Annotated in this window: 13 protein-coding genes and 1 pseudogene; 5 read left to right on the top strand and 9 right to left on the bottom strand. The window is 75.0% G+C overall.

Annotated elements, in window-relative coordinates:
- Nucleotides 1–74: 74 nt before the first annotated feature.
- The 4 genes from KSP35_RS16580 to KSP35_RS16565 are packed head-to-tail and all read right to left on the bottom strand — an operon-like array spanning nt 75 to nt 3,018.
- Complete coding sequence (locus KSP35_RS16580; protein ID WP_216996922.1) at nt 75–1,322, bottom strand: cytochrome P450; 1,248 nt, start codon at nt 1,320–1,322, stop codon at nt 75–77.
- Nucleotides 1,323–1,354: 32 nt separating this feature from the next.
- Nucleotides 1,355–1,999, bottom strand: coding sequence for a TetR/AcrR family transcriptional regulator (locus tag KSP35_RS16575; protein WP_216996921.1), 645 nt, complete (start codon nt 1,997–1,999; stop codon nt 1,355–1,357).
- 39 nt (nt 2,000–2,038) lie between these two features.
- Nucleotides 2,039–2,497 carry a PPOX class F420-dependent oxidoreductase gene (locus KSP35_RS16570; RefSeq protein WP_216996920.1) on the bottom strand — a complete coding sequence of 153 codons (459 nt, stop codon included), beginning with the start codon at nt 2,495–2,497 and terminating at the stop codon, nt 2,039–2,041.
- 32 nt (nt 2,498–2,529) lie between these two features.
- Complete coding sequence (locus KSP35_RS16565) at nt 2,530–3,018, bottom strand: sigma-70 family RNA polymerase sigma factor (RefSeq protein WP_216996919.1); 489 nt, start codon at nt 3,016–3,018, stop codon at nt 2,530–2,532.
- A 148-nt stretch (nt 3,019–3,166) separates the two neighbouring features.
- Between KSP35_RS16565 and KSP35_RS16560 the strand changes: the two genes are divergently transcribed.
- Nucleotides 3,167–4,387: a DUF4272 domain-containing protein gene (locus KSP35_RS16560; protein WP_216996918.1), complete on the top strand. Its 1,221-nt coding sequence runs from the start codon at nt 3,167–3,169 to the stop codon at nt 4,385–4,387.
- Between the two features lie 9 nt (nt 4,388–4,396).
- On the opposite strand, the pseudogene KSP35_RS24640 reads toward KSP35_RS16560, so the two are convergent.
- The 5 genes and pseudogenes from KSP35_RS24640 to pyrE form a co-directional block, all read right to left on the bottom strand.
- Nucleotides 4,397–5,324: pseudogene (locus KSP35_RS24640) on the bottom strand (serine hydrolase domain-containing protein).
- 137 nt (nt 5,325–5,461) lie between these two features.
- Nucleotides 5,462–6,211 carry an HAD family hydrolase gene (locus tag KSP35_RS16550; protein WP_216996917.1) on the bottom strand — a complete coding sequence of 250 codons (750 nt, stop codon included), beginning with the start codon at nt 6,209–6,211 and terminating at the stop codon, nt 5,462–5,464.
- The gene (locus KSP35_RS16545; protein ID WP_216996916.1) at nt 6,208–7,626 is read right to left on the bottom strand and encodes an NAD-dependent malic enzyme; all 1,419 of its coding nucleotides are present in this window, start codon (nt 7,624–7,626) and stop codon (nt 6,208–6,210) included. The genes KSP35_RS16550 and KSP35_RS16545 overlap by 4 nt, the downstream gene beginning before the upstream one ends.
- Nucleotides 7,627–7,675: 49 nt before the next feature.
- A complete protein-coding gene (locus tag KSP35_RS16540) occupies nt 7,676–7,927 on the bottom strand; it encodes a BldC family transcriptional regulator (RefSeq protein ID WP_216996915.1) in 252 nt (83 codons plus the stop codon).
- 124 nt (nt 7,928–8,051) lie between these two features.
- On the bottom strand, nt 8,052–8,603 hold the full coding sequence (pyrE, locus tag KSP35_RS16535) for an orotate phosphoribosyltransferase (RefSeq protein ID WP_216996914.1): 552 nt from the start codon (nt 8,601–8,603) through the stop codon (nt 8,052–8,054).
- Nucleotides 8,604–8,675: 72 nt separating this feature from the next.
- Here pyrE and KSP35_RS16530 point away from each other — a divergent pair, with 72 nt between their 5' ends.
- From KSP35_RS16530 to KSP35_RS16515, 4 genes are all read left to right on the top strand, one after another.
- Nucleotides 8,676–9,485 (top strand): ParA family protein, encoded by an 810-nt coding sequence (locus KSP35_RS16530; RefSeq protein WP_216996913.1) that lies wholly within the window; start codon nt 8,676–8,678, stop codon nt 9,483–9,485.
- A 207-nt stretch (nt 9,486–9,692) separates the two neighbouring features.
- A complete protein-coding gene (locus KSP35_RS16525) occupies nt 9,693–9,857 on the top strand; it encodes a hypothetical protein (RefSeq protein ID WP_216996912.1) in 165 nt (54 codons plus the stop codon).
- Nucleotides 9,858–9,973: 116 nt separating this feature from the next.
- Nucleotides 9,974–10,726 (top strand): RNA polymerase sigma factor, encoded by a 753-nt coding sequence (locus tag KSP35_RS16520; protein WP_216996911.1) that lies wholly within the window; start codon nt 9,974–9,976, stop codon nt 10,724–10,726.
- On the top strand, nt 10,723–12,033 hold the full coding sequence (locus KSP35_RS16515) for a GGDEF domain-containing protein (protein ID WP_216996910.1): 1,311 nt from the start codon (nt 10,723–10,725) through the stop codon (nt 12,031–12,033). The genes KSP35_RS16520 and KSP35_RS16515 overlap by 4 nt, the downstream gene beginning before the upstream one ends.
- The last annotated feature ends 3 nt before the right edge of the window (nt 12,034–12,036 follow it).

The following is a 12,036-nucleotide window of genomic DNA, read 5'->3' as shown; positions in this document are numbered from 1 at the left end:
TTCCACGCGCTCGTCACGGCGCACACTCGCCGGTGCGGCCCGAGCGGTTTACCCCACCGCCGGGATCGGTGGCGTCAGGTGAGCGTCCACCGGATGGGCAGGTGCTTGTAGCCCCCGACGAAGCTGGCGTGGGTGCGCAGCGGCTCGCCGGCCAGCTCCACCGATCCGATGCGGGACGCGAACGCCTCGAGGAACGTGCGCAGCTCCATGCGGGCCAGGCTGGCGCCGAGGCAGAAGTGCTCGCCCACCCCGAAGCCGAGGTGCGGGTTGGGGTCGCGGTCGACGCGGAACGCGAACGGGTCGTCGAACACGGCCTCGTCGCGGTTGGCCGACGGGTAGTAGAGGCACAGGTTGTCGCCGGCCCGGATCTGCTTGCCCCCGAGCTCGGTGTCGGCCGTGGCGGTGCGGATGAAGTGGATGACCGGGCTGGTCCAGCGCACCAGCTCGTCGGCCGCCGACTTCGCCAGGGACGGGTCGGCCCGGAGCTTGGCCAGCTCCTCGGGGTGGTCGATGAGGGCCTGCAGGCCGCCGCTGAGGGCGTTGCGGGTGGTGTCGTGGCCGGCGGTGGCCACCAGCACGAAGTAGCTCAGCAGCTCGACGTGGGGCAGCGGCTGCCCGTCGATCTCCCCGTTGGCCAGCACTGATGCCAGGTCCTCGCCGGGGGCGGCCCGCTTCTCCTCCACCAGCTCGAAGAAGAAGTCGAAGAGGTCCGGGATGATCGCCAGCTTGTCGTCGCGGGCGAACTCGGGGTCCTCGGCGGCGAACAGCTCGTTGGTGAGCTGGAGGATGACGTGCTCGTCGGCCCGCGCCACCCCGAGGATCTCGCAGATCATCCGGAGGGGGTGCAGCGAGGCGACGTCGGTGACGAAGTCGAGCTCGACGTCGGTGCCGGCGTAGCGGTCGAGCAGCAGCGTGGTCACCTCGGCCACGCGGTCCTCGAGGGCCTTCAGCACACGCGGCCGGAAGTAGGGCCCCGCCAGGTTGCGATAGGCCCGGTGGTCGGGCGGGTCCATGGTCACCAGCATCCGCAGCGGCTGGCCGCCCTGGTCGGCGGCGTCCGGGAACACCTCCAACATCTTCTCCTCGTAGGCGATGGGCTGGAGGGCGAGGCGCGGCACCGACGAGAACAGCTCCGGCTGCGAGGACACCGCCTTGATGTCGGCGTGCTTGGTGATCGCCCAGAACGGGCGGTAGCCCTCCGGCTCGCACCAGTGCACCGGGTCCTCGGCGCGGAGGCGGGCCCACGCCTCGTGGGGGAAGGCGCCGAGGCCGTAGCGCTCGGGGAGGACGAGGTCGAGCGGATCGATGTCGAGGTCGGTCACGAGCCGACCATACCCTGAGGTATGGAAGGCGTCTACCGGGGGCTCGACGGCGGCCGGGCCTCGGCGATGCGGTTGGTCTCCGACGACACCGGCGCCGCGAGGAGGCCGGTCACCAGGTCCACCAGGTCGCTGGTGAACAGCTGGTCGTCCGGTCGGCGGCGGTCCCGCGTGCGCCGGGCCAGCTCGGCCAGGGTGAAGCGGATGGCGACGAAGCGCCGGTGCCGAACCAGCGCCTCGGCCGACAGCAGCGGCTCGACGGTGGCCCGCCACCGGAACAGCGAGTCGGTGGGGTCCTCCAGGTTGGCGGGGTCGATGGCCGGCCGGGGCCGGTTGGCCAGGTCGCTCGACACCTGCAGGTAGCCCGGGCCCCCGGGGTCGGCGAGGGTGGCGGCCAGCGGCCGGACCAGCGCACCGGCGAGGCCCCGCAGGTCCGGGCGGCCCTCGGCGTCGTACTGGTCGAGCAGGGCGTGGCGCCGGGCCTCGACGGTGGGGCGGTGCTTGGCGAGGACGGCGCGCAGCAGGCCCGCCCGATCACCGAAGTGGTACTGGAGCGCGCTGGCGTTGCGCGCCCCGGCGGCGGCGTTGATCTCGCGCAGGCTCACGCCGTCGATGCCGCGCTGGGCGAACAGGTCCTCGGCCGCCGCGAGCAACTGGTCGCGGAGCGACGGGCCGGTCACCGGGCGCCTTGATCCACACGGCGATCCTGGCAGGTCCGCTCAGGCCAGGCGGGCGGGGAAGCCGCCGGTGGCGACCGGTCCCCACCGGGTGGGCGTGACCCGGATGAGCGACTTGCCCTGGCGGACCATGGCCTCGCGGTACTCGTCCCAGTCCGAGTGCTCGCCGGCGATGCTGCGGAAGTAGCCCACCAGCGGCTCCACCGAGTCCGGGAGGTCGATGACCTCGGCCTCCCCGTCGACCTGCACCCAGGCGCCGTTCCACTCGTCGGAGAGGACCAGCACGCTGGCGGTGGCGTTGCGGCGGAGGTTCACGGCCTTGGCCCGCTCGGGGTACGTGGCGATGACGATGGCCCCGTCGTCGACGCCGGCGGTGACCGGCGACAGCTGCGGGGAGCCGTCGGCCCGCTGGGTGAGCAGCACCACGTGGTGCCGCTCGGCCACGAAGGCGAGCAGCTCCGGGAGCTCGACGCGGGTGGTGGTGGCGATCTGGGGGCTCATGGGCCCAGGCTAGGGACCTCCGGACCGGCCGCTCACGACGCCACGCCCAGCGAGCGCAAGCGGGTCCGAGCCCGGTAGGTGATGGCCGAGACCGCGTCCGGCGAGATCCCGAGGTGGTCGGCCACCTCGTCGCGCGACCAGCCCTCGAGCGCCCGCAGCGCGAGCACCTGCTGCTGGCGGCCCTCGAGCAGCTCGAGCACCTCGGCCGACGACGTCGGATGGCCATCGGCGTCGGCGCCGATGCGGGCCGCCGCACGCTGCGCCGCCAGCAGCTCCCGCTCCCGCACCCGGCGGCGGATGGCCACGTGGCAGCCGTGCTTGACCGCCACGAAGAGGTACCGGTCGACCCGCTCCCGTGGTCCGGCGCCGCGGTCGATGGCGGCCAGGGTGGCGGCCACCGCCTCGGCCACCACGTCCTCGGCCGCCGCCGGTCCCACCCGGGAGCGGGCGTAGCGCAAGAGGTCCCCCCGCCGCTCCTCGAAGCACGCACCCACCGCCCCCACCCGTGCTGCTCGCCCCACGACGCTCCTCCGTCTCGGCCCCGGGATCGGGGCGCACGGGGACAACCACGGGAGCCGAGCCAGCTGACGCCGCACCCGTCGACCGCCGGTAAGGTCCAGCGGTCGGAACGAGCGGAGCGGGGGGGGTGCAGCGATGGCGGACGCGTCGGTGAGGGTCTTCGGACGGACCGGCGGCGTCGACCTGGTGGCCGACCGGCTCCTCGAGCACCTCCCCGAGGCCTCGGTCTCCCGGCGCTCCGGTCGCGCCCTCGTGGTGTCGCCGCTGCCGCCCGGCTCCACGCACCTCGTGGCCATCGAGATCGGCACCCCGTCGCTCACGGGCGTGGCCGGCGAGCAGGAGCGGCGCCAGCTCGCCGAGGCCCTCCGCAGCGGGGCCCTCGAGGGCCCGGGCCTGGGCACCGCCGTGGACCTCGTCCCGGAGCTGCAGGTCGCGGTGTCGCTCGTGCCCGAGGGCGTCCCCGACGACGCCACCCTCGCCGGGATGTGGGACCTCGCGAGCGTGGTCGCCGGTTGGGTCGAGGGCTTCTCGGTGGCCCCGGACCTCGCCGAGCTCCGCGGCCCGGACGGCAGCGTGTGGGCCACGGGCCCGGAGGCCGCACGCCCGGCCGCGGCGCCCCTCGACGGCGGGGCGACGGCACCGGCCGAGGGCGGGCCCGCCGCCGCGCCCGACCACGGCGACCCCGACCGGACCGGCCCCTCGCTGGGCCGGGTGGTCGCCCGCCTCCTGGCCCTCGTCGCCGTGTCGGCGCGCTCGCTCAGCGAGCGCGACGGCCACCACGACCCGGGCGTCCGCGCCGCCGTGCTGGCCTGGTGCGCCGCCGTCGGGATCGACGCCGAGCTGGAGCCGGCCGAGGTGCAGCTCCTCCAGGCACCCGGCGGCGACGTCACCGCCGAGGCGGTGATCGACGGCAGCTGGTCGGTCGAGGCGGCCGCCGTCCTGGCCTGGGCCCTGTCGCTGCTCCCGCTGCCCGAGGTCGATCGCCTGGTCGACCCCGGCGAGCTGATCCGCGCCGTCGGCTTCCCCGATGCGACCCGCACCATCGCGGTGCTCGCCTCCGCCCGGCTGCGGCCGTCGGCCGAGCTCGACGAGCTGCGCAGGGCCCTCGCCACCGTCCACTGGCGGGTGCGCGAGCTGGTGCGGAGGCCGGAGGCGATCGACCTCGTGGCCCTCGCCGCCGCCGAGGACCTCCCGCTCGACCCCGCCGGCCTCCGCCTCGTCGACGGCGACCTCGCCGTGGGCGACGGCGCCATCTCGGCGGCCGAGCCGGCCGCGCTGCGCCTGCTCACCTCCACGGTGCTGGAGCGCCACCGGGCGGCGAACTGGCTGGCCGAGGGCGGCGTGCTCGGCGACACCTCCACCGCCACCTGACGGGTCCGGTCAGGCCGGCGCCACCCCGCAGCACCCGTAGAGGACCGCCTCGATCCGCTCCAGGCGATCGAAGGTGCCCATCTCGGTGGTGAGGAACGCGTAGGCCAGGCCGTCGTCCGGCCGGGCGCAGCCGTACTGCCCGCCGAGCCCGCCCATCCCCACCTCGAGGCTGCCGAGGCGGTGCTCGACCTGGGCGCTCCCGAGGGTCCACGCGACGTCCTCGCCCAGCACGAGGTCGCGGCCCCGCTGGCCCACCACGTCGACGCCGTCGGGCAGGGCGCCATCGAGCAGCGCGGCCCAGAACCCCGCCAGGCCCCGCGCGGTGGCGTGGCCGTTGACGGCCGCGACCTCGGCCCGCCGCCAGCGCTTGGTGTTGACGATGGCGACGTCGCCCGCCGGCACCACGCCGGCCCCGCCGTCCCGAGCCCGCCGCTCGGCCCACCAGCGCTCGGGCAGCCCGAGGTCGACGCAGCGGGCCAGGTCGGCCGTCCCGACGCCGACGTGCACGTCGAGGCCCAGCGGCCGGGCGAGGTCGTCGGCGATGACCCGGCCGATCGAACGGCCGTCGAGGCGCCGCACCAGGCCGCCGACGAGGTGGCCGTAGGTGCAAGCGTGCTCGCCGACGGCCGTCCCGGGCGGCCAGTCGGGCTCGGCGGCGGCCAGCCCGGCCTCGGCAGCGGGCCCGTCGAGCAGCAGCTCGAAGGTGCCCGGGCTCGGCACGCGCCAGGCCGGCGCCGTGGGCCAGCACGTGGCGCACCCGGAGCCGACCGTCCCCCGCGGCGCGCAGCTCGGGCCACACGTCGCGGACCGGGGTGTCGAGCGCCACCTGCTCCCGCGCCACCAGCAGCAGCAGGGCCGTGGCGGTCACCGGCTTCACGGCGCTCCACGTGTGCACCAGCGAGTCGGGGCCCAGCGACCCGGCCGCCACGTCGAGCACCCACTGGCCGTGGTGGCGCACGGCGAGCTGGGCGCCACCGCCGCCCTGGCCGGCGACCTCGCGACCCAGGGCCTCCGCCACCGCCTCGAACCCCGGGGCCACCGCGCCGACCACCGGCGGGGCGGCGCCTTCGGGGCTCACGCCAGGGCCAGCACGGCGGGCAGGTCGGCGTAGTCGTCGACCACGGCATCGCCCTCGATGCCGTCGGTGCCCGCCTCGACCGAGCCCGGGTCGTCGTAGACCCCCGTGTAGCGGATGGCGTAGATGCCCATCGCCAGGGCGCCCGCGACGTCGGTGCGGCGCAGGTCGCCGATGTGGGCCGCGTCGGCCGGGTCGATCCCGCCCAGGCCGGCGAGGGCGTGGCGGAAGATGGCCGGGTCGGGCTTGAACACGCCCACCTCGTCGCTGAACGACACGTGGTCGAACGCATCGAGCAGGCCGTGGGTGGCGAGGTAGCGCCGCAGGGTGCTCGACGGCGCCAGGCCGACGTCGCAGATGATCCCGATGCGGATGTCGGCCAAGCGCAGGGCTTCGAGGGCGTCGCCCACGCCGGGGGCGGGCTGGGGGTCGTGGGCCGGGTCGGGATCGGTGATCGAGGCCAGCAGCTGGGCCCGCAGGTCCGGCGGCGCGTCGATGCCGAGGTGCTCGACCATGTCGGCCACGGCCTCGTGGGCGACGTAGATCCGGTTGTTGAGCCAGCCGTCGTCGAAGCGGCGCCCGGCGTGGGCCATGGCCTCGGCGATGGCCGCCTGGTCGACCTCGTAGCCCTCGCCGGCCAGCAGGCCGAGCCAGGCGGCGAGCCGGCGGTCGCGCACCCCGGCGTCGTCGGCCCGGATGAGCGTGTTCCAGAAGTCGAACGTGACCGCCCGGGGCGGCGTCGACCTCACCGGCAGACGCCGTCGACCACCGCGGCCTCGGCGACGGCGGTGGCGACCAGCTCGGCCACCCGGGTGTCGAACACCGAGGGGATGATGAAGCCCGGACGCAGCTCCTCCGGCGACACCGCCGAGGCGATGGCGTTGGCGGCCGCGACCTTCATGTGCTCGGTGATGTCGGTGGCACCGGCGTCGAGCGCACCGCGGAAGATGCCCGGGAAGGCCAGCACGTTGTTGATCTGGTTCGGGTAGTCGCTGCGACCCGTGGCCATCACGGCGACCAGGTCCCGGGCCAGCTCGGGCCGGATCTCCGGGTTCGGGTTCGACATGGCGAAGACGATCGGGTCCGACGCCATCTTGCGGAGGTCGTCCTGGCCGATGAGGTCCGGGGCGCTCACGCCGATGAACACGTCGGCGCCGGGGAGCACGTCGCTCAGCGAGCCGCTGATGCCCTCCGGGTTGGTGATCTCGGCGAACACCTTCTTGACGTCGTTGAGGTCGGTGCGGCCCTTGTGGATGGCGCCCTTGCGGTCGGTGGCCACCACGTTGCCGACTCCGGCGTTCATGAGGATCTTGGCGATCGCCACGCCGGCGGCGCCGGCCCCGGCGATGACCACCCGGACGTCCGCGAAGGACTTGCCGACGATCTTGAGCGAGTTCTCGAGGGCGGCCAGGGTGACGACCGCGGTGCCGTGCTGGTCGTCGTGGAAGACCGGGATGTCGAGCGAGGCCCGCAGCCGGTCCTCGACCTCGAAGCAGGCCGGGGCGGCGATGTCCTCGAGGTTGATGCCGCCGAAGACCGGGGCGATGCGCTGCACGGTCTCGACGATGATGTCGATGCGCTCCTGCACCGAGGCGTCCCGCGGCACGTCGACGCAGATCGGGAAGCCGTCGACGCCGGCGAAGTTCTTGAACAGGAGGGCCTTGCCCTCCATGACCGGCAGCGCCGCCTCCGGCCCGATGTCGCCGAGGCCCAGCACGGCGGTGCCGTCGGTGACGATGGCCACGGTGTTCTTCTTGATGGTCAGCTCGTGGACCAGCGCCGGCTGCTCCTCGATGGCCGTGCAGACCCGGGCCACGCCCGGCGTGTAGGCCATCGACAGGTCGTCGCGGTCCTTGACGTCCATGCGGGCGAGGACCTCGATCTTGCCGCCCTGGTGCATGTCGAAGGTCCGGTCGCTCACCTGGAGCACCTCGACGCCCTCCAGGTTGCGGATGGCGTCGGCGACCTCGGTGATGTGCGCCTCGGAGGTGCAGTTCACGATGAGGTCCTCGTCGAGGTACTCGTCCCGGGCCTCGAAGCCCTCGAACGCCACGATGTTGCCACCCACGTCGCCGATGGCGGCGGCCAGCCGACCGAGCACGCCGGGCTGGTTGTCGAACCGCACGCGGACGGACACGGAGAAGGCTGCAGTGGGCGAGACCATGGGATCGACGGTAGTCCTCACCCTGGGAGGCGCCCCAACCCCTTCGCCGTCACCGGAGGGCGGGCCGCAGGCGGGAGGCGACCTCGGCGCGGACCCGGTCGACGTCGGCCACCCGGAAGCGACGGTGACCGCCGAGGGTGCGGATGGCCGGGAGCTTGCCCGCCTCCGCCCAGCGCGTGACGGTCTTGGGCGTCACCCGGAAGAGGAGCGCCACCTCACCGGGGGTCAGGAGGACGTCGGACGGGTCGTCCTCGGCCTCGGGAGCGGGGACGGCGGCGAGGTTGGCACGGCGGGGAGACATGGGGGGCTCTTTCCACTGCTCGACGCGGTCGACGGCACGGGCGGACACCGGCGACGCTGGGCTGGACGTTCGCCCGACTCGTCCGAAAAGTCGGGACGAACATCCAGAGTCGGAACCGCTCCCATCATGACGGGCCCTCGTACGGGAAGCCGAGGTCGGGCGCCGTGACCAGCGCCAGGACGGGGATGCCCCGCTCGGCGGCCATCGCCGTCACGGTGCCGCCCCGGTCGACCACCGGCAGCAGGAGCACGGGCTCGGCGCCGGCCTCGATGACCGCGTCGGCCGCCTCCAGCATCGACACGCCGCGGGTCACCGCGTCCTCGGTGATCGCCACCCGGTCGCCGGGCTCGAGGGCCCCGGCGATGCGCCCGCCGCCACCGTGGTCCTTGACCTCCTTGCGGACGCTGAAGGCCCGCAGCCGGCGGCCCCGGGTGGCGGCGACCGCGGCGATGGCGAAGGCGGCGGCGTCGGCCCCCATGGTCAGGCCGCCCACCGCGGTGACGTCGTCGGGCAGCGCCGCCAGGGCCGCCTCGGCCACGAGGAGCATGCCCTCGGGCCGGCACGTCGTCTGCTTGGCGTCGATGAACCAGGTGGTGGCCTTGCCCGACTTCAGCACGAAGTCCCCGCGCCTCACGGCGTGCTCCAGCAGGTGGGCGACCAGCTCGTCGTGGGCCATGTTCGTGCTCCTCGGGTGGTGGGTCGCGGGCGACCGTACTGCCGGGTCGCCGGAGGTGGCATGCTCGGTCCCATGACGACGGTGGCGGTCGCCAACCAGAAGGGCGGGGTGGCCAAGACCACCACCGTGCACGCCCTCGGCGTCGGCATGGCCGAGCGGGGCAAGCGCATCCTGCTGGTCGACCTCGACCCCCAGGCCTCGCTGACCTGGGCGTGCGGCGTCGACCCCGATGCGCTCGAGGCGTCCATCCACGACGTGCTGCTCAAGCGGGCCAAGGTCACCGACGTGCTCCACGTCCTCGAGCCGCCGGCCCCGCTGGAGGTCGACGGCAAGGCCGGTCGGACCGGCACCCTGCACCTCCTGCCGTCCACCATCGACCTCGCCGGCGCCGAGCTCCACCTGCTGACCAAGACCGGGCGGGAGTACGTGCTCCGCAAGGCGCTGGCCAAGGTGGTCGACGACTACGACCGGGTGCTCATCGACTGCCCGCCGTCGCTCGGCATCCTGACCATCAACGGCCTCACCGCCGCCGACGAGGTGGTCATCCCGCTGCAGTGCGAGTCGCTCAGCCAGCGCGGGGTGGGCCAGCTGCTCGACACCATCGAGGACGTCCGGGACTACACCAACGAGGACCTCCAGGTCCGCGGCGCGATCGCCACCCTCTTCGACGGCCGCACCAAGCTGGCCCACCAGGTGGTGGAGCAGGTCCGCCGCGAGTACGGGGTGGCCGTGCTCGAGCCGTTCGTGCCCAAGTCCGTGAAGGTGGCCGAGGCCCCGGCCAAGGGGCGCTCGGTGCTCACCCACGCTCCCCGCTCGCGCAGCGCCGAGGCCTACCGCGACCTCGCCGCCCAGCTCCTGGCCCGCAAGGCCAAGCGGACGTGAGCGAGCCCGAGCCCGGCTCGGAGCCGGTCGATCGCGCCCCCGCCGGCCGCAAGGCCTCGGGCCGCCGGCGCTCGCTCGACCCCCAGGGCCGGCGCGCCCTGTTCGAGACGCCGGTCAGCGCGGCGCGCGACACCATCCGCTCGGGCACCCCGCGCGACGGGCGCGACGCTGTTCTCGAGCGGTCCCCGCCAGCCGGGGACCGTGGTGGTGACCTGCTCGTCCTGCGAGGCGCGGTCGCGCATCAACCTCAGCGACCTCGGGCTGCGCTGGCTCACCGGCTCCGCCTGGATCCCCGGTCGCAAGCACGGCCACTGGATGCGCTGCCCCAGCTGCGGGCACCGCACCTGGTGCGCCGTCGGCTGGCAGGAGTAGCCGCCCGCTCCTCACCCCAAGGGTGATCCTTGAGGTGAGATCACTCAGCTGACCGTCGTCATCGGCCGACGGCCCCGTCCCTTCCCGCGTCGTCGCACGAGGAGGGGCACAGGGAGATGCACGGTCGGGAGACCAACCACCAGCGCGATCGGCAGGGCCTGCGGGCGCTGACCGAGAGCGAGCTGCTGGCACGATCGCGCGTGGGCGACGCCCAGGCCTACGGCGAGCTGTTCGAGCGCCACCGCCGCTTCGCCCTGGGCGTGGCGCTGTCGGTGGCATCGAGCCGCAGCGACGCCGAGGACCTCGTCGCGGTGGCCGTCGAGAACACCCTGCGCGCCCTCTCGAACGGCCACGGCCCGTCGGAGCGCTACGACCACTACGTCGCGGTGGCCATCCGCCGCCTCGCGGCACGGCTCTACGCCACCCGCACCCGCCACGAGCAGCCGATGGACGACCTCGAGCTGCACCGGCACCTCGCCGAGGCCGCCCCGCCGCTGGAGATCGACCTGCCCGAGGGCCCCACCAACGACGTCCTCGCCGGGCTCAGCCGCCAGGACCAGGACATCCTGTGGGCCACCGAGGTCGACGGCTGGACGCCCCACGACCTGAGCGGGTGGCTGGGCACCACCGCCGGCGCCGCGGCCGCCCGCAGCTACCGGGCCCGCACCCGCCTGCGCAAGGCCTACGCCGCCGCCACCACGCCCCGGCACCTGCCCGACTGCTCCCGCCCGGCCGCCGCCCGCCGGGGTCGCCCGGCCGACGAGCTCGAGCCGTGCGCCGAGTGCGGCCAGCCGTGCCCGGAGGTCGGGTCGGCCCCGGCGCCGCGCGCCCACCAGGCGGCCGGCTCGGGCAACCCGGCCCGCGGGTGACCACCGCCGTCGGCAGCGCGGCCGCCCTCCGCCGCCAGCTGGCCGCCGTCACCGAGCTGTCCCGGCTCGACCCGCTCACCGGGCTGGCCAACCAGCGTCGGCTCGACGACCTGGCCCCCGCCTGGGGGTCCCGGTCCCTCGCGGTGGTCGTGGCGGAGCTCGACGGCTTGCCCCGGATCGCCGCCGAGCTCGGCCAGCGGGCCGCCGACGACGCCCTGCGCCAGGTGGCCGCCCGGCTGGCGCCGCTCCCCGCCGGCTGGGTCGCGGCCCGCGACGCCGGGACGCGCCTGCTCGTGGTCGTGCCGGTCGTCGACCTCGACGAGGACGGGCCGACGGCGGCTCGCCACCTGGCCGAGCTGCTGGCCGCGCCGGCCCGCCTCGGGGCCCGGGCCCACGCCCTCGATGCCCTGCTCGGCGTGGCCGAGGGCCAGCCCGGCGACCGGCTGGCCGACCTCGTCGACCAGGCCGGCGCGTGCTGCACCCTCGCCCGCGACCTCGGCGTCCGCGGCCCGGTGCACTGGGGGCCCCACGTCGGCCGGGCCGCCGCCATCCGCCGGGACCTGGCGTCGTCGCTGGGAGCCGACGCGTTCGAGGTCGTCCACCAGCCCCAGGTCCAGCTCGTCGATGGCTCGGTCGTGGGCACCGAGGCGCTGCTGCGGTGGAACCACCCGGTGCACGGTCCGGTCCACCCCCAGCAGTTCATGGACCTGGCCGAGCACTTCGGCCTGGTCCAGGGCCTGGGGCCCCGGGTGCTGGCCACCGCCCTCGAGCAGCTCGACGACATCGATCCCGCCCGCCGCCTCCACCTCGCCATCAACTTGTCTCCGCAGGAGCTCGGGCACCCCGACGTCGTCGCCGACCTGGAGGAAACCTGGGACCGGGCCAGCGGGCCGGGCCGGGCCCGTCGCACGGTGTGCCTCGAGATCACCGAGACGGCCCGCCTGGCCGGCATCGGCGGCGCCCGGGCCGCCATCGACGGCCTGCGGGCCGCCGGCTTCCGGATCTCCTTCGACGACTTCGGCACGGGCCTGGGCGCCATCGACGCCCTGGTCGACCACCGGGTCGACGAGCTCAAGGTCGACCGACGGGTGGTCGCCCACCTGCCCGCCCCGCCGGCCGAGGCCCTCATCGAGGGGCTCGGCCTGGTGTGCCGCCGCCTCGGGCTGGTCCTGGTGGCCGAGGGGATCGACGATCCGTCGCAGCCGCCGCGCCTGGCCGCCCTGGGCTGCACGCTCGGCCAGGGCTACCTCTGGTCGCCCGCCCAGCGGGGCGCCGACCTCGGCCGCTGGTTGGCCGAGCGGGTCTGAGCG

The organism is Aquihabitans sp. G128 (genome assembly GCF_019048865.1).
Lineage (GTDB): Bacteria > Actinomycetota > Acidimicrobiia > Acidimicrobiales > Iamiaceae > Aquihabitans.
The sequence above is the reverse complement of the archived record's forward strand: the minus strand, read 5'-3'. Positions and strand labels throughout refer to the sequence as shown.